The organism is Robertkochia flava (assembly GCF_020166515.1).
In the GTDB taxonomy this organism is placed as follows: Bacteria; Bacteroidota; Bacteroidia; order Flavobacteriales; family Flavobacteriaceae; genus Robertkochia; species Robertkochia flava.
This window is the reverse complement of record NZ_JAINZT010000008.1, coordinates 187,576-208,498: the sequence shown is the minus strand read 5'-3', so window position 1 is coordinate 208,498 and position 20,923 is coordinate 187,576. Positions and strand designations below refer to the sequence as shown.

The 20,923-nt window shown below is 47.6% G+C and carries 18 protein-coding genes; 11 read left to right on the top strand and 7 right to left on the bottom strand.

Features of this window, described 5'->3' with window-relative positions:
* Positions 1 to 27 precede the first annotated feature (27 nt).
* Positions 28 to 1,215 carry a DUF1343 domain-containing protein gene (locus tag K7R11_RS13960; RefSeq protein ID WP_224491370.1) on the top strand — a complete coding sequence of 396 codons (1,188 nt, stop codon included), beginning with the start codon at positions 28 to 30 and terminating at the stop codon, positions 1,213 to 1,215.
* Here the strand turns inward: K7R11_RS13960 and K7R11_RS13955 are convergent.
* Both K7R11_RS13955 and K7R11_RS13950 read right to left on the bottom strand, forming a co-directional pair.
* Positions 1,212 to 1,445 carry an acyl-CoA dehydrogenase C-terminal domain-containing protein gene (locus tag K7R11_RS13955; RefSeq protein WP_262899825.1) on the bottom strand — a complete coding sequence of 78 codons (234 nt, stop codon included), beginning with the start codon at positions 1,443 to 1,445 and terminating at the stop codon, positions 1,212 to 1,214. The genes K7R11_RS13960 and K7R11_RS13955 overlap by 4 nt on opposite strands.
* Entirely contained in the window at positions 1,421 to 3,016 is a 1,596-nt protein-coding gene (locus tag K7R11_RS13950; RefSeq protein ID WP_224491367.1) for an acyl-CoA dehydrogenase family protein, read from the bottom strand. The genes K7R11_RS13955 and K7R11_RS13950 overlap by 25 nt, the downstream gene beginning before the upstream one ends.
* Positions 3,017 to 3,498: 482 nt before the next feature.
* Here K7R11_RS13950 and K7R11_RS13945 point away from each other — a divergent pair, with 482 nt between their 5' ends.
* The 4 genes from K7R11_RS13945 to K7R11_RS13930 all read left to right on the top strand — a co-directional run bounded on the left by K7R11_RS13945 (position 3,499) and on the right by K7R11_RS13930 (position 8,403).
* Entirely contained in the window at positions 3,499 to 4,833 is a 1,335-nt protein-coding gene (locus tag K7R11_RS13945) for a YfcC family protein (RefSeq protein ID WP_224491366.1), read from the top strand.
* A gap of 254 nt (positions 4,834 to 5,087) precedes the next feature.
* Entirely contained in the window at positions 5,088 to 6,197 is a 1,110-nt protein-coding gene (locus K7R11_RS13940; RefSeq protein ID WP_224491365.1) for a lipid II:glycine glycyltransferase FemX, read from the top strand.
* A gap of 79 nt (positions 6,198 to 6,276) precedes the next feature.
* Positions 6,277 to 7,701 carry an amidohydrolase family protein gene (locus K7R11_RS13935; RefSeq protein WP_224491364.1) on the top strand — a complete coding sequence of 475 codons (1,425 nt, stop codon included), beginning with the start codon at positions 6,277 to 6,279 and terminating at the stop codon, positions 7,699 to 7,701.
* A gap of 267 nt (positions 7,702 to 7,968) precedes the next feature.
* Positions 7,969 to 8,403 carry a cupin domain-containing protein gene (locus K7R11_RS13930; protein WP_224491362.1) on the top strand — a complete coding sequence of 145 codons (435 nt, stop codon included), beginning with the start codon at positions 7,969 to 7,971 and terminating at the stop codon, positions 8,401 to 8,403.
* A gap of 138 nt (positions 8,404 to 8,541) precedes the next feature.
* On the opposite strand, the gene K7R11_RS13925 is transcribed toward K7R11_RS13930, so the two are convergent.
* Both K7R11_RS13925 and K7R11_RS13920 read right to left on the bottom strand, forming a co-directional pair.
* Positions 8,542 to 9,450: a hypothetical protein gene (locus tag K7R11_RS13925; protein WP_224491361.1), complete on the bottom strand. Its 909-nt coding sequence runs from the start codon at positions 9,448 to 9,450 to the stop codon at positions 8,542 to 8,544.
* Positions 9,451 to 10,028: 578 nt separating this feature from the next.
* Positions 10,029 to 12,179 carry a penicillin acylase family protein gene (locus K7R11_RS13920; RefSeq protein WP_224491358.1) on the bottom strand — a complete coding sequence of 717 codons (2,151 nt, stop codon included), beginning with the start codon at positions 12,177 to 12,179 and terminating at the stop codon, positions 10,029 to 10,031.
* Between the two features lie 197 nt (positions 12,180 to 12,376).
* Between K7R11_RS13920 and K7R11_RS13915 the strand changes: the two genes are divergently transcribed.
* From K7R11_RS13915 to K7R11_RS13900, 4 genes are all read left to right on the top strand, one after another.
* Positions 12,377 to 12,919, top strand: coding sequence for a DUF4287 domain-containing protein (locus tag K7R11_RS13915; RefSeq protein WP_224491356.1), 543 nt, complete (start codon positions 12,377 to 12,379; stop codon positions 12,917 to 12,919).
* Between the two features lie 118 nt (positions 12,920 to 13,037).
* The gene (locus tag K7R11_RS13910; protein WP_224491354.1) at positions 13,038 to 13,805 is read left to right on the top strand and encodes a DUF6090 family protein; all 768 of its coding nucleotides are present in this window, start codon (positions 13,038 to 13,040) and stop codon (positions 13,803 to 13,805) included.
* Positions 13,806 to 13,822: 17 nt separating this feature from the next.
* Positions 13,823 to 14,860, top strand: a complete 1,038-nt coding sequence (locus tag K7R11_RS13905) for a Kelch repeat-containing protein (RefSeq protein ID WP_224491353.1) — start codon at positions 13,823 to 13,825, stop codon at positions 14,858 to 14,860.
* Between the two features lie 276 nt (positions 14,861 to 15,136).
* Positions 15,137 to 15,478 carry a zinc ribbon domain-containing protein YjdM gene (locus K7R11_RS13900; protein ID WP_224491352.1) on the top strand — a complete coding sequence of 114 codons (342 nt, stop codon included), beginning with the start codon at positions 15,137 to 15,139 and terminating at the stop codon, positions 15,476 to 15,478.
* 28 nt (positions 15,479 to 15,506) lie between these two features.
* Here the strand turns inward: K7R11_RS13900 and K7R11_RS13895 are convergent, their stop codons facing one another.
* Complete coding sequence (locus K7R11_RS13895; protein WP_224491351.1) at positions 15,507 to 16,058, bottom strand: hypothetical protein; 552 nt, start codon at positions 16,056 to 16,058, stop codon at positions 15,507 to 15,509.
* 188 nt (positions 16,059 to 16,246) lie between these two features.
* On the opposite strand from K7R11_RS13895, the gene K7R11_RS13890 reads away from it, so the two are divergent.
* Positions 16,247 to 18,433, top strand: coding sequence for an amino acid permease (locus tag K7R11_RS13890; RefSeq protein ID WP_224491350.1), 2,187 nt, complete (start codon positions 16,247 to 16,249; stop codon positions 18,431 to 18,433).
* A gap of 13 nt (positions 18,434 to 18,446) precedes the next feature.
* On the opposite strand, the gene K7R11_RS13885 is transcribed toward K7R11_RS13890, so the two are convergent.
* Both K7R11_RS13885 and K7R11_RS13880 read right to left on the bottom strand, forming a co-directional pair.
* On the bottom strand, positions 18,447 to 19,436 hold the full coding sequence (locus K7R11_RS13885) for a M28 family peptidase (protein WP_224491349.1): 990 nt from the start codon (positions 19,434 to 19,436) through the stop codon (positions 18,447 to 18,449).
* 95 nt (positions 19,437 to 19,531) lie between these two features.
* Positions 19,532 to 20,164 carry a transglutaminase-like domain-containing protein gene (locus K7R11_RS13880; RefSeq protein WP_224491348.1) on the bottom strand — a complete coding sequence of 211 codons (633 nt, stop codon included), beginning with the start codon at positions 20,162 to 20,164 and terminating at the stop codon, positions 19,532 to 19,534.
* A gap of 213 nt (positions 20,165 to 20,377) precedes the next feature.
* On the opposite strand from K7R11_RS13880, the gene K7R11_RS13875 reads away from it, so the two are divergent.
* Entirely contained in the window at positions 20,378 to 20,920 is a 543-nt protein-coding gene (locus tag K7R11_RS13875) for a ClpP family protease (protein ID WP_224491347.1), read from the top strand.
* Positions 20,921 to 20,923: the final 3 nt, after the last annotated feature.

Genomic DNA, 20,923 nt, shown 5'->3' with positions numbered 1-20,923 from the left:
CTTTAATCCTAACCAATCCCTGATGCCATGAAAGTAAGAACCGGTCTGGACCTGCTCACCGAAAACACAGAACGCTGCGGTGAATTCAAAGGCAATGTTGCCTTGCTATGCCACAACGCTTCTGTTACCTCGCATCTTGAGCCAGCCGCCCTTGCCTTTAAAAGGTGTTTTGGAAACCGATTCGTAAAACTATTCGGGCCTCAGCACGGTTTCTCCACCGATGCCCAGGATAATATGATCGAAACCGACCACATTATCCACCCTTATCTCAACATCCCGGTCTATTCCCTGTATTCAGAAACCAGGGTGCCTACAGACTCCATGCTGGAAGGCATCGATCATTTCTTTATCGACCTTCAGGACATCGGCTGCAGAATGTATACCTACATATACACCCTCACCCTGATCCTGGAAAAATGCGCGGGGAAAGACATCGAAGTCATCGTCCTGGACAGGCCTAACCCCATAAACGGATCTGTAATAGAAGGAAATGTTCTCGATGAAGATTTTGCATCCTTTATTGGAAGACACCCAATTCCGGTGCGACATGGAATGACCATAGCCGAGGTTGCCCTCATGCATCAGAAGTACTGGACAAAAGTAAAGGCGAACCTTCGCGTTATTGAAATGTCGGGATGGAAGCGGGAGATGTATTTTGAGGATACCGGCCTCCCATGGCTACTGCCTTCCCCCAATATCGCCCGGCCCGAAAGCACCTTAACTTTTCCGGGCATGGTTCTTTTTGAAGGAACCAACCTGAGCGAAGGCAGGGGCACCACCCAATCCCTGGAGATCGCCGGACATCCGAAGATCGCCTCTTATGAACTGTTTGAGAAACACCTGGAAGACCGTTTTAAAGGATCAGGATTGCAGGGCATGGTCTTACGGCCCATAAATTTCATGCCGACCTTTCAGAAACATGCCGACCAGGTTTGTGGTGGATTCCAGTTGCATATTACCAACCGGAAAACTGCACAACCCTGGAGGGCCGGACAATTCCTGCTGAAAGAGCTGTATCATGTTCTTGAGGATGACTTCAGGTGGCTCTCGCCGCCTTACGAGTACGATTATACCCATACTCCGATTGATATCATAAACGGGACGGATCTGTTGCGAAACTGGGTGGAGCGAAACGGGCATATGGAAGAACTGGAGACATATGAAAAGGACCATGCCCCTTACCTGGAACAACTCAACTCCATTAAACGCTATTAAAAAAGATCATTATTATCCCCCTGCAGGGTCGGAGTTTCTGCGCTCTTCAGAATATGCGCTGCAGATGCAACCCCGGGAAGCTCATACTTGAAATAGTATTTCATGGTAAGGATTTTTCCCCTGTAGAAATCTTCCGGGTGACTGCCCGATCCTTCTTCAAGGGCCACCCCGGCATGAACAGCGGTTTCCAGCCATAACCAGGCGATCACACAGGTGCTGAAAAGCTCCATAAACACGGTGGCGTCGTAAAAAGTTCGTATTCCCCTTTTGTGGCAAAGGATGTCAGATGCTTAACAACCTCCTTAGCAGTTGCCACTGCTTCTTTTAACTGAAGGCTGTAAGCGTTCATGGTTTCCATTTCTGATGCCCGGGCAGTTGTAGTATCGATCAGCTCGAACAAGGCCTGTACCACCTTCCCGTCTTTCATCCCTATCTTTCTGCCAAGCAGGTCCAGCGATTGTATCCCGGTAGTTCCCTCATAAATGGAAAATATGCGAATATCCCGGAAATACTGTTGGAGTATAAAATCTGTACAATACCCATAACCTCCAAAAACCTGAAGCCCGTTGCTTACAGCCTTCATCCCCTTTTCGGCGGGCCATGTTTTGGTTACAGGGGTAAGCAGGTCCAGCAGATCCTTATATTTTTCGCGTTCCGATGCCTCCGGATGTGCCACAGAAAGGTCCTGGAATTTTGCCGATAACAGGACTAACTGCAGAGCGCCCTCCGCAACGGCCTTTTGCATGAGCAGCATTCGCTTTACATCGGGGTGATTAATAATAAGGGTCTGTTGTTCCTCCGGGTTCTTTTTACCGGTATCCCCCAATAGTCGGCCCTGGGGCCGCTCTTTGGCATAGGCAAGAGAAGCCTGGTAAGCGGCCATGGTAATGGCAGCAGCACCACGCCCTACAGCGATCCGGGCCTCGTTCATCATCAGGAACATATACTTCAATCCCTGATGGGGCGCTCCCACCAGCCAACCGCGACAATCCCCTTCGTCTCCAAAGGAAAGATGGGTGGTACAATACCCCTTTTGTCCCATTTTCTGGAAGTCACCAATGGTATTTACGTCATTAAAGGTCATCTCAGTTCCCTGATCAGGACGGTACTTTGGCACTACAAAAAGGGAAATGCCCTTAACCCCCGGAGGAGCCCCCTTGATCCGGGCCAGTAGCAGGTGTACCACATTCTCTGCCCCTTTGAAGTCGCCCCCGGAAATAAAGATCTTTTGGCCCTGGATGAGGTAATGATCGTTTTCAGGAATAGCAGTAGTAGTAATATCGGAAAGGGAACTTCCGGCCTGGGGCTCGGTAAGGCACATCGTACCGGTCCATTCACCGGTAAGCATCCTGGGGAAATAGGTTTCCTTTAGATGGGTATTTCCGAAATGCGAAATAAGGTTAGCGGCAGCCTGGGTAAGTCCGTGATAATTCGGGAGGTGATTATTGGCACATTCCTGTATCCATGCCGAGGCATGCACCAGGGTACCCGGTAATTGCATCCCTCCCTGATCATAATCGAAAGGTGCTGCAATGAGTCCCATGGCCCCGCTCTCCCGGATACATTTCTTTACCTGGGGGTGCACGATGATCTCCCCATCTTCATAATGCGCCGGATGTTCATCCATCTCCCGGAAATAAGGATAGAGCTCCTTGTCAGAAAAATCCTTAACCGCATTAATGAGCATGGTAACCGATTCCGTATCGTGATCCTGAAATCGCGGCAGCTTCAGAATTTCTTCCATCCCAAGCACTTCAAAGAGTAAAAATTCCAGGGTCCTTATATCTGTATATGTTTTCATTAGATCGTTATTTCTGATTCTGATGAGAAATGATCAGGGCGAATGCCCCATCACTGAGGCATTCCATCACTCTGAATACTCATGAATATCGCTGTTTCCCAATGCATTAAGTTAGACTTTTCTGATAACACAAGAGGATGTTCCCGATAATTAACCCATAATACCCTACATAACCAAAACAAAGGATGGAGCTCAAGGCTACTTTTGACCCTGTTTGTGTGTGTACCACCAATATCAACTGAACCTCCCTACGCCAATCCAAACCGCCAGCTACGAATTTATTCTACTTAACATTCCTTATTTTTCACAAAATATCCCTAGATTAGAAGTAAGCATCTGATATTCAGGACGAAATGAAAAATAGCAAACGCTCTCGGAAGAGGGAGATAATTCAGCCTGGCTGACAACCATAAAAAGTAAATGCAACTTAAAAATTTCAAAGGTCAACAGCCTAAACAGTTAATCTCTAGCCAAGGCAAAGGATGAAAAAATTTCCAAATGCATTCGTTATTATCATTATTGTAATCTTTTTTGCCTGGATACTCACCTATTTGATCCCCCAGGGGGAATATCAAAGGATCACTGATGAGGAAACGGGCATTACCCGTGTGATCAATGATTCCTACCAAACCACCTCGGCAGATCGGATAAGTGCCTTCGAACTTCTTCTCTCCATCCCCAGGGGCATTACGGGTCGCGCCAGCACCATCGTACTCATCCTTTTGATAGGAGGTGCTTTTTTTGTGATCGAGAAAACAGGTGCCTTTACCCAGGGCTTATCGGGGCTTATTCAAATTCTCAAAGGCAGGGAAGTCCTGGCACTGATCATGGTTTCGGCTCTTTTTGTCACCGCGGGAGCTACTATAGGTATGCAGGAAGAGCTAATCGCGATGATCCCTGTTCTGTTGCTCTTCGGTCGAAGCCTGGGTTACAATTCCTTTACGGTGATCTATATGAGTTATGGCTCTGCGGTTATAGGCAGTGCCTTTAGTCCGTCAAATCCCTTTGCCGTGGTCATTGCCCAAAGGGAAGCCGGCATACCCCTGCTTTCAGGTAGTGAATTGAGGCTGGTGGTATTACTTATTACTTTTGTGTTATGGGTACTCTACCTTACCTATTATGCCCGTAAAAACCGATTTAAAAAGATCCCGCTTTCCACCGAAGGAGACCGGATGCGTCCTGGTAGCAAAATAATTCTCGGACTAACTGCTATCACCTTCACGATTGTTACCTACGGCATGATAAAGCTGGATTGGGGATTTAATGAATTATCGGCATCCTTCTTCGGCCTGGGTATTGCTGCAGGCCTTATTGGTGGCCTGGGATTCAACAGAACCGGGGAATATTTTATTGAAGGATTCAGGGAAATGATCTTTGCTGCCATCCTCATCGGACTGGCCAACTCCATATCCCTGGTTTTAAAAGAAGGAACGGTGATCGATACCATCGTTTACCACCTGTTCACTCCGCTTGAAAAGCTCTCACCCGCTTTTTCCGGGGTGATCATGATGCTGGCGCAAAGTATACTGCATTTTCCATTGCCCAGCTACTCCGGACAGGCGGTGATGACCATGCCCATCCTGATCCCAATCTCCGATCTTATCGGACTCTCCCGACAGACCTGTGTGCTCGCATACCAGTACGGAGCGGTGCTTGCAGACCTTTTTGTACCTACCAACGGGGCATTAATGGCAGTGATCGCTATCGCCGGTATCCCATATAACAAATGGCTGAAGTTTATTCTTAAACCCTTGCTCATTACCCTGGCCGTGGGTGCGATCACCATCTTTGTTGCTGTAGCTATAGGATATCAATAGGGATACGGTGAAAAATTTCAGATGAAAGCTCATGAAAATTTCGGTTTTTGTTGACAAAAGCGCCTAAACCGTATCGATTTGATGACATTTTTCTCCATTTTTTATTTTCGATAAGCAATTCGCGGATTTTTTAAGTTCTTTTTAATCATATCCATTCTCCTTTGCATATAATTCCCTGAATTTCAAAAATTCCCGGGACCTCTTACCCATTCCGGATCTGTTTTTTAGTTTTGCCGGCTGAAAATGAGTTTAACATGATCTGCACACTGGAACAAAAAGGTATTGAAGAGTTGAATTCCACCAAGATTCTCCCACAAACCCCATTTTGGGGAAGGATCAAGAAGGAACAGGGATTTATTCCTGCTGCTTTTGAACTCACTGTTTCAAAAAGCCTTCTCGAGAGTGATGCAGAGCAGCTGTCAAAAAAAGGGGAAGACCTGCTGGTACTTATCAAGTACATCGACAGGGATACCTGCTATGCCTATGTGCCTTATGGCCCGAAAATGGAACCGGAATTCGAGAACCAGGGTGTCTTCCTGGAGCAGATCTCTGAGAATATCAAACCTCATTTGCCCGCCAATTGCATTTTCATCCGTTATGACCTGATCTGGCAAAATCAGTGGTCTGCCGAGGAAGAGTATTTTGACCTGCAGGGCAACTGGATCGGTCCGCCTCAAACCAACACCCAGGAATTCAGGGTTAACTACAAGACGCACAACTGGAACCTCAAAAAGAGCAGTAGCGACATCCTTCCTAAGAATACCTTTTTCCTCGATCTCACCCAGAGTGAAGAGTCGCTTATGGCCAATATGAGGTACAACACCCGGTATAACGTTCGTAAAGCACTCAGAAACGGGATTCAGGTGAGGGAATACGGGATCGAACATATAGCTTCCTGGTATAAATTGTATGAGGATACGGCATTACGACATAATATGCCTTTGCAGAACGAAGGATATTTTGCTTCCATCCTCAAGAACCAGGACAATCATAAAAAAGGGGTTACCATTAAAATGCTGATGGCCGAGCAGGACGGGAACTATCTTTCTTCCATGTTCCTGGTCCTTTCCGGAAACAGAGCCACTTACCTTTATGGCGCCTCTTCTTCAGGCCGCGGTAACATGATGGCAAGCTATGCCCTGCAATGGGAATCGATCCGGGTAGCCAAGGCATGGGGATGTACCGAATACGATATGTTCGGGTCGGCCCCCAACCTCAACCCTCACCATCCGCTTCACGGGGTACATATTTATAAAAAAGGATTCGGGGGCGACCTGTATCACCGAATGGGGTGTTGGGATTACCCGTATCACCAGGAACTGTACAATCAATTCAGGTTCCAGGAGCTGAATATGATGAATTAATTTCATCAATACCCCTTCTTTTATAAGTGACTGAAATAAAGGGAATTGTGTTATATTTAGAAGATAAACACTTCCCTGTATGAAATATACGTATGTACTATCCCTTTTTTCGTTGCTCTTCTGCATTAATTTTCTACATTCCCAAAGCTATGCAGACCCGGTAAAACGCTTTATCGCAGTTGATACTGCTGTAGTAGCCATAACCGGTGTAAAAATTATTGATGGAACCGGAAAGGGGGCCATCAGCGATCGAACCCTGATCATCCAGGATGAAATGATAAGGGATTTGGGGCATAAGGATTCCATTGTGATCCCGGAAGGAGCTCTGGTCATTTCCGGCGAAGGAAAAACGGTGATCCCGGGTCTGGTAATGATGCACGAGCACATTTTTTATTCCAATCCCTTTGAAAACTGGTTCAGTGTAGACCAGATGAGTTTTTCCTTTCCCAGGCTCTACCTGGCCGGAGGGGTTACTACCATGCGAACCGCAGGGAGCATTCAGCCGGAAACCGACCTCAACCTTAAAAAATGGATCGAAGCCGGTAAGATGACCGGACCGCGAATGGACGTGACCAGTCCGTTCATCGAACGGGAGGGCTATGAGATCGCTGAGCTCGGATTTGTGAGTAACCCGGAAGAGGTCAGGAAAATGGTGAGATTTTGGGCCGATCGTGGCGTCACCTCCTTTAAGCTTTACAATCATATCACCCGGGAAGACCTCAAGGCCTGTGTTGCGGAGGCTCATAAACTGGGCATGAAGGTTACGGGCCACCTCTGCTCCATTACCTATATGGAAGCCTCTAACTGGGGGATTGATAACCTGGAACACGGGTTCATGGTTTCCAGTGATTTTTTACAGGATAAAAAAGCCGAGGTATGCGATCCGTTCAAGGCTAGGGAAGCCCTTTTAAAACTTCCCGAAAACAGTCCGCAAATGCAGGAACTCATCGACCTCCTCATCAAAAACAAAACTGCGATAACCACCACCCCGGTGGTCATGGAACCCTATACCAACCACGAGATCATTCCGGGAGGCGGCGATGAGGCACTTGCCCCCCAGATCTTCGAAAGGGTGAAACAACAATACGACCGGATGCAGAACCGGGATTCTTCAAGTGTTGTCCTGTTCAGGAAGAACCTCTCCTGGTTAAAGCGTTTTTACGATAAGGGCGGACATCTTATGGCTGGCACAGATCCCACAGGTGCAGGTCGTACCGTTGCAGGTTATGCCAACCAGCGCACGGTCGAAATTCTGGTGGAACACGGTTTTCCGCTGGGCGATGCGATAAAGATCGTTACCCTTAACGGGGCGGCTTACCTGGATATGGCCTCCAGAACAGGGAGCCTGGAAAAAGGCAAATGGGCCGATCTCATCCTGATCGATGGCGACCTGGAAGAAGATATTCGCAATATCAGAAACATGGAACTGGTCTTTAAAAGCGGCGTCGGTTTCGATTCGGCAAAACTTTTTGAATCGGTGGAAGGCAAGGTGGGGATTAATTGAGTTTGGGTTTGAGGATGAGTTTGAGGATGAGTTTGAGGATGAGTTTGAGGATGAGTTTGAGGATGAGCTTGCCTGCCGGTGCGAAGCACGGTAGGTTTGAGAATGGAGAGTTTGCCATCCCTCATGGGAGAAAATCCTGCCGGTGGGCAACACAGCAGGTAGGGAATAAGAATTATAGATTATGAATTATAGATTACGGGGCTTTCATCCTTCTTCTCAGCGTAACCGCATAACGGGATAACCGTAAATCGTATAACCACTTAAAAAATGAAAGTTAAAATTGTAAGACCTTCAGACGGGCAGCACCTCAACGTGATCGGGGACCAGCAGACCATTCTGTTGACCGGGGAAGACACCAACGGACAATTCACCTCCCTGATCGAAGACAACCAACCCGGGATGCAATTACCCATGCATGTGCATGAAAACGAAGATGAGTACTTCAAAGTGATCAAGGGAGCGGTGGAGTTCACCGCCAACGGGAAAACAGAAACCTTAAAAGCCGGCGATTCCATATTTCTGCCCAGGGGTATTCCTCACGGATGGAAGATCGTGGGAGAATCCAATGCCGTGATGCACCTGGATATCTATCCGGCAGGACTGGAAAAGATGTTTAAAGAACTCAGCGATTTACCTCCCGGACCACCCGACCTGGAAAAGGTAGCCTCCATTTGCGGAAAATATGGGGTCAGGTTTGTTTAGCAGGCCCGGGTTTTTAAAAAACGGTACACCCAGGCACCTGAAAAGGACCTGGTATTCATAAGATCGAAAAAGAAGAAACTGTACGGGCATTTTGAGTTGCACCACCTTCCAAAATGCCCCGATGTACCTCATAGGCCCTTATTGTCCGAAATAACTTTTCTTATAGGCCAATCCTATCTCCTGCTCCATAAGCAGTACCTCCGGCTTGTCTTTACGAAGCCCCACCTGCCAGTTATTATAGATCTCCCAGGCTTCGCTTACGTACACGGGATCACCGAATTGTTCCTGCAGGGCTTTGCGAACCCGTTCTTCTTCCTGCTTCCCGGTAAGGATCCAGACGACATTAAGTTTATTATCCCCAAACCGGGCTTCCACCTTACGGGGAAATCCGAGGTAATCCACACCGAAACAATTTACCTGAAACTGAGCATTCGGATCAGAACCATCCAATTCCTCCCTTACGGTAAAGTCGCTGTGAGCCTCCATCCCGGACCTCAGGTCCTCATAAGGGGCTCCCATTGTTAAGAATTCCGGAATTCCTGTGTTCCCCACCTCTTCAATTTCTTGAGGACTGTCCTTTAAACAGGGATTATTCCATGTAAATAAATTAAGGTGTATGGCCTCCGGTGTAAGGATCCAGGCCACCTCTTCTTTGGTGTTAACGAACAATCCTGCATCCGGATACACTGCGTAATCCATATAGTAACTGGCCGTATCCTTCCGGCTGCTCATAAACACCTCCTCCACATTCCCGCGGATTTCAACATATTTCAGCCTGTTGTCTCCAAAGGTAAACACCGCACTTTCGAGCATTCCATATGAAGTATTCAGCTGCTTACATACCAGGTGATCCTCACGGTGTTCGGCCAGCGGGAAACGTACAGTTTCCGGGGTAATCATCTCCACCGAAGCCGCAATGCCTTCAAGGATTTTTTTGCAGCCGGATACCGAATCGTTTAGCTGTAAGTCATCAAAAACGGGAATCTCCTGAGCACAAATTCCGAGGGGAAGCAATACGAGTGCTAATAGAAATTTAATCTTCTTCATAGGTATAGAAATTGACTGGTGAATAGCATGTCTTTAAAGGTTGGTAAAAGAAAATATAAGGTAGATCAAGCTGATCATTTGCAATCTTCCTTCTTTCGTCCTCCTGCTTATTTTATATAAAGACTTCCAGACCTCCGAACTGTTACACCTGCACATTATTGCTTATCTTTGAAGTTCCCTAACCTCCTGATATACCCCTACCCTGTAGCCAAGTCAAAAAAAGAAAGTTATGAGTCAGTGTATCTGTACCAATTGCGACTGCAAAAAATGCAACTGCGGCGATTGCAGCAAGTACGATTGCCCCTGTGAGGTTTGTGAATGCAGCAAGTGCGAATGCTGCCGGGATGTAGCACATACCACGAGTGACCTTTAAGTATAACACCTGAGGAAAGCCCGGGTTCAGGAACCGGTGTGCTCTGGCCAGGCTAAAATGAACGCCTCCGGAAGTTTCCGGAACCATGGAAGTAAACGGAGTTTCAACTTCCACCATATTCCCATTCTCCAACTCAAACTCCTTGCTCAAACTCCATCTCCCAACTCAAACTCAAACTCCTTGCTCAAACTCAAACTCCATCTCCCTACTCCCTGTCCAGCGGATGATACCTTTCTTCCACCTGTTGCTCCAGGGCTTCGCGGGTAAATGGAATATCGCGCAGCTCATGATCTGTAAACATCTTCATCTGGTCATTGTAATGAGGCGAAGCTTCCTGTCCCTTGGCTGCACCATACTGATGAATTGCCCTGGACTGTTTGAGTCCGGTGCTGTCCCAGGCCACGAACATCGTATACCCGTCTCCTGCCTTTGCAACCATTTCCCCCTCTTCGTTGAGTCCGTCGGTATATACGGCCCTTAAAATATCCGGCCCTCCCGAAATGGGAAATTCCTTTTCTCCCCTCTGTAATTTCTGAATGTCGCCAAGGGCGATCGAAGTAGTGCCATAAAAACGCAAAAGATCATCCACCGCATTTTTGAAGGCTTCCACCAGCAATTCATCGGGAGCGTTCACATCAGAAATAAGAGGTTTCAGCGTAAGCAAGGCCAGGGCTGCTGTCTCATTTTTTTTACCTGTACTCAGGTCCCATCCGCGAAGTTGCTCCAGGGCAGCCCGGTAGGCAGGGGCCATCATTGCGTCCATATCCGACTGGGATAACCAGTACTGCAGTCTTTTTACCGGAGGGTATTCAGGATGATACCGCAGATCGTATTTCAGATCCACCAGATCCTCTTCCCCAATTATACTATCCCCGGAAGCGATGGCCTCGATCTGAAGAGATCGGTTGGTTTCCCTGGTTTCCAAACCCATGGTTTCCGAAAACGAGGCTGGTTGCGGATCGTCATCCCCGTCTGTAGAAGAGAACGGAGTGTTATTGGCATTATACACCAGTCCGCTCTCAGGGTTCACCGTTTTAGGCATTTTCCCGAAGGGCAGATACCCCTTCCAGATCAGCTCGGAACGATCGCCCGGAAGCACCGCATTCCAGTCCTCCCCTTCCGGTCGGTCCGGAAACATACCGTTGTAATAATGGGCAATATTCCCCTCCTTATCTGCGTAGATATAGTTAATGCTGGGCATGGCATTCATAGCCAGGGCAGACTCAAAGGCTTCCTGGTTTTTTGCCTTATTTATTCGATACATAAATTCCAGGGTACGCACTTCTCCCGCTCCGGCCCATTTAACGGCATAAAGGCCATGGTCTGTCTCCAGCACGGGTCCATGCTTCGAAATGAGGATCTCTTTCTCAAAGGTCCATCGCACCGGACCGAGAAACTTAACCAATATCTCTGCGGTCTTTTTCTGAAAATTCACCCATTGCCCATCCAGTTTATATTGCATCTCATTTTCAGGATTCACTTCTATCTCATAAAAATCGACCAGATCCGGCTTGTTTACGGTATTGGCCCATCCAAGATGTTCATTATGCCCATGAATAATTACAGGCACTCCCGGAAAGGTTCCCCCGGCCATATTAAGGCCTTCTTCAGAATGCAACCTGGCCTCATACCAGGCCACGGGTCCATCGAGGGGCTGATGGGAATTTACGAGCAACCGGGTGAATCCATCTTCCGACCGGTGGGGAGCAATGGCTATCCCCTGGCTCCCGAGAGGTGCCTTTTCCTCACTATTCCACATTAAGGCCGTTTCCCCATTGGTTTCCATACCTGACGGTTCCAGGGGCTCCATCATCTTCCCTAATGCACTGTCAAATCCATAGAACATCGGCGTCTTAAAGGTAAAACCTGCTACCACATCCCTTCCCGTTACGGGAAACAGGAAGCGCGACCAGATCCCGGGATGCTGGGCAGCGTACAGGTTGATTCCATCGGCAAAGGCCTCGGCAATGGTCTTTACGGAATCGGGCACCTCCTCCTCATACTTCGAATCTACCGCATCCCATACCCCCATGAAATTAACTACATAGTCTGTTTTAGCAGCTGTGTATCCGTATTTGGAGGCGATCCTTCCACGGGTAGCCAGCAAAACATCCTGAAGGGTCTCAAAATCGTCCTCACTTTGGGCATAGCCCATACCAAATGCCACATCGGTATCGGTTTTTCCGTAAATATGCGGCACGCCCAGGCTGTCCCTGAGGATCTCCACATTATAGGCAGCTGCTTTTTCAACGAATGCTCCCAGGTCGGGTTTCGAAGGAAGGGTAAGCAAAGCAACCAGGTAGATCAGAAGAAACACTCCGGAGAGGATGAGAAAAGGATAACGCAATTTTTTCATACCGAAAGATCATATTTGACCGGAAATTTAGGAATTATATGGTGTAACCCAACAATGCATGAACTTTGAAAAGACAAGTGCCACGGACAGCTCCGGATCTCAAGACTTCCGGCAAGTTCGGAGGACTTTCATAAATAACTGTTTATCATTACTTTTAAGTAATTATCCAACCTGTTGAATCCGGAAAAGCCATCACTATGAATAAAGCACTGCAAGCCATGATCGATAACATGCCTGAAAAAACAGGCCGGTCCTTAGAGGAATGGAAGAAGGTCCTGAAAGATCATTCCTTTGAAAAACATTCAGAAGCGGTAACCTTCCTTAAAGAAGAACACGGGGTTACTCATGGGTTCGCCAACACCATCGTTACCCTGTCCAATGAACAAGCTCCCAACGAAGTCGATCTCATTGCATACCAATACAAGGGCAGGGAAGGTTTATATCCCATTTATGAGGCCCTTATCGGGTTCGTAACCGGCCTTGGAGACGACGTAACGGTAACCCCGAAAAAGACCAGCGTAAGTATCATCAGAAAGCACCAGTTCCTGCTGATCAAGCCGGCCACCAAAACCCGTATCGACCTAGGATTCAAACTCAAGGATATTCCCGTTACCGATCGCCTGGAAGAATCCGGGCCCTTTGGCACCATGTGCACGCATCGGGTTCGGGTGAGCGATTTGAAAGATATCGATACAGAATTAAAGCAGTGGATCCAGCAGGCCTATGAGATGTCAGTCTGACCTCAAAATTTCGAAGTTTGTTCCCGGAATTTAATTGTCCATAGTTAAAAATGCAATTGCGTATTTTTAAAAGCCGGGAGTTTAATTTTATGCTCCACCAGACCCTTAAACGACTACCATGTTAAAAATTTTACGCAGCCTTCGCAAACAAATGCTTGACCAAAAAAAATTAACGAATTACCTGGTTTATGCCATCGGCGAAGTGATCCTGGTCGTGATCGGTATCCTTATAGCCCTGGCCATCAATAATACCCAGGAAAAAAAGAAGATCGCTGAAAAGGAAACCATCTATCTTTACGGCCTTCAAAAGGAATTCCAGACCAGCAGACAAAAACTGGAAACCCTGCTAAAGGTAAACCGGGAGAATTACCTGGGTGCCCGGGAGATCCTGACCCTGGTAAAGAATCCGGACGGTATTGCCGATGAAAAAGCGATCTCGAAACTGATCTACCGTTCATTTTCCAACGACATTGCCTTTAACCCTAACAATTCGCTGCTCATGGAGATGATCAATTCCGGAAGTCTCCGGGACCTGTCGGATCCAGAGTTGCGAAAAGCCCTGACTAACTGGCTGTCTACCCTTGAGGATATTGCCAAACAGGAAGCCGAACTTAAGGAACAAAGAGACCATGTGCTCGATATGGTGCGCACTAATGAACAAAGTCTGGCTGTAATTCTTTCGCAGGCAGGAGTTTGGGAAGACAAGCCTGGTCCCGATGATAAAGCTTCCCTGGAGAGTAATTTAAATTTATATCGGTCGAAGGCATTCGAGAACAACCTGATCTTTTTCATCCTTGCGGGAATAGCCACAGAAAATGCCCATTACCAGCCCCTGATGGAGGAATTGGAACATATACTAAACCTTATTGCACAAGACATCGAATAACCTTCAAAGCAATACCCATGAATGATCATAACGCTCCGAGAAGACGTTTTATTAAACAGGCAGGATTGGCTTTTGCATTCACAGCCCTTCTTCCGGATCCATTAAAAGCCCATTCCCTGAGCCTAACAGGTTGGCAGAAAAGAGCATCTCTTCCCTACCGCGTTCAGGAGATCTATTGTGCCGTGCTTCAGGGTAAGATCCATATGGCGGGTGGATTTATATTTACCCCAGGAGAGGCACAGGTTTCCAACGGTCACCTGAGTTATAACCCGGAAACCGATCTGTGGGATACCCTCACCCCCCTGCCGGAACCAAGACATCACCTGCAGCTGGCAGCCCATGACGGTAAGCTCTATGGCCTTGGAGGTTTTATTTCCAAAGGGGCCCATGCTACCTGGGTTATGCAGCAGCAGACCTGGATATTTAATCAGGCGAACAACCTCTGGGAGCAGGGAGCCAATGCCCCGATAGCGCACGGGGAAACCGTTGCTGCCTCTCTTCAAGACCGGATCCATGTAGTTGGAGGGCGCACTCCTAAAGGCACCTCCAATGCCACCTGGAATGATCATATTGATACCGCTCGGCACCTGGTATATCTACCCGACTCCGACCGTTGGGAGAATGCTGCCCCGGCCCCCACTGCGCGTAATAGTGCTGCGGGAGCAGTGATTGACAACAGGCTCTATATTACCGGGGGCCGCACCGTTTCCGGAGGAAATGCAAACACGCTGGAGGTATATGACCCCAGGGAAGACCGATGGCATACAGCCACCCCCATGCCTCAGGCGCAGGGCGGCCTTGCCGCAGCAGCAGTGGGTGGAAAACTCTATGCCTTCGGAGGGGAGTTTTTTGATAATGGCGGTGGGGTATATCCCCAATGCTGGATCTACGATCCGGAAAGGGACGAGTGGAACAAAGGCCCTGATATGCTGACCCCAAGACATGGATTAGCCGGCGCATCAATTGGCAACACCCTTTATGCCATTGCCGGAGCTAAAAAAGCCGGAGGCAATGAGACCTCGAATATCCTTGAGAGTCTGACGATTGGAGGGTGAGGTTGGAGTTGGAGTTGGAGTTGGAGCTTGCCATCCCTCACGGGAGGAAATCCTGCCTGTGCGAAGCACGGTAGGTTGGAGTTTGAGTTGGAGTTTGAGTTGGAGTTTGAGTTTGAGTTTGAGTTGGGAGATGATAACTTTACATCTTTTACGACTTCACGACTTTACTCATTTGCACCTTTGTAGCTTTGAAATTTGATATCTTTGCACAACTAAAAATAAGGGTTGCCTGATCTCCCCTTATTTAAAACCTCATTATACAAAAAACAATCCGCCATGTCTGACGAAATGAAACCCTGTCCCCAATGTGAGTCTCCCTACGGATATCTCAAGACCCAAGACCAGTACGCCTGTCCGGAATGCGGATACGAATGGGATCCCGCTGACGTGCCCGATGAAAATGAATTGGTGATCCTGGACTCAAATGGCAACCGCCTGGAAGACGGGGATGCGGTGATCGTGATCAAAGACCTGCCTGTAAAAGGGGCAAAGGGACCAGTCAAAGCAGGAACCAAAGTAAAAAATATCAAACTGGTGGAAGGCGATCATAACATCAGCTGCAGGATCGATGGCTTTGGGGCCATGGGACTGAAATCTGAATTCGTTCGCAAGGCTTAATTTGTTTATTTTACCAGGCAAAAAGGCTTTAGTACTTAGCCGAAGATCTTTGCAGTACCTCCATGTTCTTCAGAGGGTTTAAGTAATCATAATAGAGCAGTCTCAGGTAATTGGCCACCAAAAGTCGGTCTGCATACTTTTCAGACAAACAATCTTTGCCCTCTCCATCGGTCACAGTTAAAAGGATATACCATTTCCCTGTCCTGCTGGTGTAATTCTCCTCCAGAACCGGATCGATATCATTACTTTCCAGTACACCGTCTACAAGAACAGGGAAGAGGTTAAAGGTCTTTGTAGCCCGCTCCCGTTCAAATCCCGACAAATAATACACCTTACCATCGATCTCAAAAGGGATATTTACGAGGTGCTCTCCCCGGTGTTCCGGGTATTTATTCCGTAAATAATTTAAGAATACATCTGCGTCAAAAGGATCTTCGAACACCAGCGCATTCAACTTCGGCAGATCTCTTTTGAAGCGATTGGCTTTCACCAGTTTATTCCCATCGATATTTGGAGCCAGTGCATATGGAATACATGAGCTCATCAGTAATATAAAACCAAAGGAAATATACTTTACCATAGTAAGGAAATTAGTACCGCTTTCAGGTGGAATTAAAGTTAACAATAAACCATCAACACCGCGATCAAAACATCGCTTAAAACCCGATTTAACGATACCATACAACCCCGAAACCGGACTTCAGATAAGGGAATGAAGGCATTCCCGAAAATATTGAGTAACTTATTAGTACTGTAAACCGTCTACCGGTGGAACAACCACAAAAGCATAACAAATTCAACACCATACAGGGAGTTTTTATACCTACCCTGCTCACCATCCTGGGCATCATTCTGTTCCTGAGACTCCCGTGGGTTGTGGGAAATGCCGGGGTAGGCGGTGCCGTGCTCATCATCCTGATCTCCGTCTCGATCACCCTGTTAACCAGTTTATCCCTTTCTTCGATCATCTCCAACATCCGCATAGGTTTCGGTGGTGCTTTTTCCATCATTTCCCGATCTCTGGGCCTGGAGATCGGCGGGAGTATCGGCATTCCCTTGTACCTTTCACAGGCCATTGCCGTAGCCATGTATATTTTTGGTTTCCGCGAAGGATGGACCTGGATCTTCCCTGACCATCCACCCCTCCTGGTTGATATTGCCGTCTTTGCAGTAGTATTTGCAATTGCCTTCTTCAGTACGAAACTGGCATTTAAGATCCAATACGTTATCCTGGCCATTATCGTCCTGGCGATATCCTCCATCGTGATCGGTTTTTTCCTTGCTGACGATTACCAGCAACCGAAGATCATTGGCGATTTTGTTCAGGCGCGGGAAGGCGAGCTCATAGGGGCAAATTTCTGGATGGTCTTTGCCGTATTCTTCCCCGCCGTTACCGGGATCATGGCCGGTCTGAATATGTCGGGAGATTTAAAGAACCCCAGGAAAAGTATTCCCAAAGGCACCCTTTGGGCCGTAGGGTTAACCACCATTGTATATATCGTTTTGGGTATCATGGCCGCCTTTTTGGGAAATGCCGAAGAACTGGTGGAGAATTACACCTTCTTTATCGATCATGCATGGATACCCCTTATCGTACTTATCGGCCTTGCCGGCGCTACGTTTTCTTCGGCCCTCACTTCCTTTATAGGAGCCCCCAGGGTACTGGAAGCTATTGCACAAAAGAACATCCTGCCCTTTTCTGAAAGGCTTAAAAAAAGAAATAAGAGAGGCGAACCGGCTGCGGCCATTTTTCTTACCGGAGTCATTGTGCTGGCTGCCCTGCTCACCCGGGAGCTGAACCTGATCGCTCCCCTGATCACCCTATTCTTCCTGATCACCTATATGATGATCAACCTGGTGGTACTTATCGAACAAAGCCTTTCCTTGCCCAGCTTCAGGCCCACCTTCAGCATCCCCATTATCATCCCGCTGTTAGGCAGTGTTTCCTGCCTTTTTGTGATGTTTGTAGTAAATGCAGTATTCTCCCTGTTATCTATCATAACGGTTTTTTTTATCTATGCCTACCTGATGAGAAAACACCTGAACTATTCCGGAGGTTATGCCCGGAGCGGATTGTTTTCTGCCCTGGCCAAATGGGCAACCGAACGGTCTGTTTCCTTTTCCCAGCAAAATGAACCCCGCTCATGGCAGCCGGACCTGTTGGTCCCTGTGAGACAACCCCGGGAATTGCGCTCGTCCTTTCGATTGCTCTACTCTATCTTCCATCCCAAGGGTTCCCTGAAAGTGCTTGGTATTGGAACCGGTGGAGCCCTGGAAATCCTTAAAAAGGAAATCCCTCCTATCGTTCAAAAGATGAAACGATCGGGAGATTCGATCACCTATTCCTTTATCGAGAGCGATACTTTTGAAAAAAGTATCCGGATCAGCATACAGGCGTTGGACTCGGCCTATTTCAAACCCAATTCGGTATTCCTGCGTATTGATTCCAGGATCAGGGATCTCAAACCCTATGAAGAACTCATTAAACACCAGGTACATGAAAAAAGAGGGGTACTGCTTTATATCCCCTTTGCCCAGGTAGGCCTGGGGCTGGAGAAAACGATCAACCTGTGGTTACGCGATATTCCGGAGGACTGGGAAACCAAAAGAGAATTGGGAAATAACGACCTGGCCTTACTCATGGGACTTCTGCTGGAGGAAAACTGGAAGTCTGGACTCAATGTGATCGCCGAACTCAGGGAAGGCCAGACCACAGGCCAGGGGCAAACATTTTTGAATCACCTGAAGGAAAGCGCCCGCCTGCCAAAAAAAACAGGCTTATACCTGGTAAGGGAAAACACTCCGGACGTTTGGGAGCGGGTACCCCATGCCGACCTCAGCATTACCGCCTTCAGTACTGACACCCCTTTATCCAGGTTGTCTGCCATTGTGCGGAAACACCGTTCGTCATTTCTGTTTACTGCCGATTCCGGAAGGGAAAATGCGCAATTCTAAAAAACATGCCATCCTACTCCCCATCCTTATTGATTTTAAAAAGTTCAGGTTTTGTAACCTCCAGCGAATCAGGAAACCTTAGAAAATAATCCCCTAATTCCCGGTACATCTGTAAATGCCCCATGGTTCCAGTCCAGTCCCAAAGCGCGGTCACTTCATCCTCAGCGCTGTGAATCTGCCCAAAAGGTATGGGAGCAGCCCTTGTGCCATCAGGCAGCAGGTCTCCCTGCCAGAGGGTGATTGCCGGGACACCTCGTTCCAGGAAGGTCGCAGTATCAAACATCGTATTCATACTGTCTATCCAATCGGGCGATGCATACACCCACCCCTTATTTGCCAGGATTTCACACATTCGCTCCAGAAAATTAATTCCCTGCCTTGGAAAAATATAAAAGTCACTTCTAGGCCCTGAAACATTAAATCCATCAATATTCAGGCAAATAATGATCTCTTCTCGTGGAAAAACTGGATGATTCAAATAATAGCGACTTCCGTGAAGTCCGGATTCTTCTGCAGCAGTAGCAATAAAGACCATATTAAAAGGAGGTGGCTCCCCATTTGAATAGATCCTGGCCAGTTCTATCAGGGCTGCAACCCCTGCCGCGTTATCCCGGGCCCCGTTGAAAATGGAATCTCCCGTCGCTGTTTTTTTCCCTACCCCCAGGCCATCATAATGTGCTGTGAAAATTACAGACCTTTGGCTGGGGGAATTTCCCGGAAGATAACCCACCACATTCTGTTCGGGCACTTCCTGATGGGGGATGCGAAATTTCTGGTAGTACCCATCCTTTTCATAGGGCTCCAAACCGATCTCTTTAAATTTTCCTGCAATATAGGCCGCCGCTACCCCTAACCCTTTACTGCCGGATCCCCGGCCCATAAGGGAGTCAGAAGAAAGAAATACCGTATGCGACTGCATTCGTTCTTCTATCTGAGAATAAAGATTTTCAGGAGTCCTTAAGAATACAAGCAGGGCAATGCCTAACACGAGAACAGATTTCATAACTAGAAGACTTTATTATCTAAAGACCTGAAATCCTAACGTGCGTTGCAATAATGTAATAAACATAAAAAAGTATTCTTACCCTCACAGATCTCTCAAAACCGGATCCCGCCGGAATCTTTGTAGTTGGTATACATTTCAGGATACTGCTCGGTAAAAGTCTTCATGATAAATTCAAAGGGAACATCCTCGAAATGCCCGTAATCTTCCAGGTATTCCATGAACTGATCTCCCTGTTTGTTGAAGGCCTGTAGAAGCGCATCTTCCTCCCCGGTAAACTCCAGGGGAGCCACCCCGAATTTATCGCAGAGTTCCTTATTAAAGGTGGGGGATGCCTTTACCCACTTTTTCCCGTTAAAGACATCCACCATACCATGTGGTGCCAGTTCGTGACTCCCCAGAAGTTCGATGAGTCGTTCCACCGCGAGATGATTGGTGACCTTGGCAAGGTGGATCCGGGCCGGGATATGCAATGCCCTTAAAAAGGTGACCATGAGAATAGCCTTATCGATACAATGCCCCTCCTGCTTCCCCGCAATCGCACTTGCCCTGAAATCCTCCTTTTGAAAACTGATGTCATACGGATTGTAGCGCCACCCGTCACGAACCTTCAGATACACCGCCGCGATCTTTTCCCGTGTACCAGGCAAGGATTGGAAAGGAGACACGATGTCCGCGATCAGCGGATGATCGTAATTGATGTAATCGGTGGCTTCCAGGTTGTTCATGAGTTGCATTTTCCGGGTTTCATGGGTATACCGGCATTATATGCAGATACGCCAGTCCCTAAAGATAGAAAACAATATCCGTTATGCTGCAGGGTTGCGGGAAAGGCACAGCTAAAAAACGTACTTATTGGGGATCCCTTAAAATTGTTAAGGCAAATCGCCTGCAGGCTTATCACAAAATATTTATATTTGAGTAGCAATAAAAAATGTAACATGGCAGAGAAAAAAATCCAGGATAAAATAGACGCGGCCTTGCTCGATCAGCGCAAGGTATTTTTATGGGGACAGGTAGATGACAAATCGGCGAAACACGTGATCGACCGTTTGATGTACCTCGACTCCCTTTACCATGATGAGATCCAACTCATCATCAACAGCCCGGGAGGATATGTTACCTCCGGAATGGCGATACACGACACGATGAAAACCCTCAAGAGTCCTATTTCCACCGTTTGTACCGGACTCGCTGCATCTATGGGATCTATCCTGCTTTCGGCCGGAGAAAAGGGAAGGCGGTTCGTATACCCTTATGCCAGGGTGATGATTCATCAGCCCAGCGGTGGTGCCCGGGGCCAGGCTTCCAATATAGAGATCCAGGCCAGGGAGATCATCAAGACCCGGGAGATCGGAGCAAAGATCCTTGCCGAAAATTGCGGCCAATCTATGGAAAAGATCATGAAAGACTTTAACCGCGATTACTGGATGAATGCAGAGGAGTCTCTCGAATACGGAATTGTTGACGGTATTATGGAATAGCAG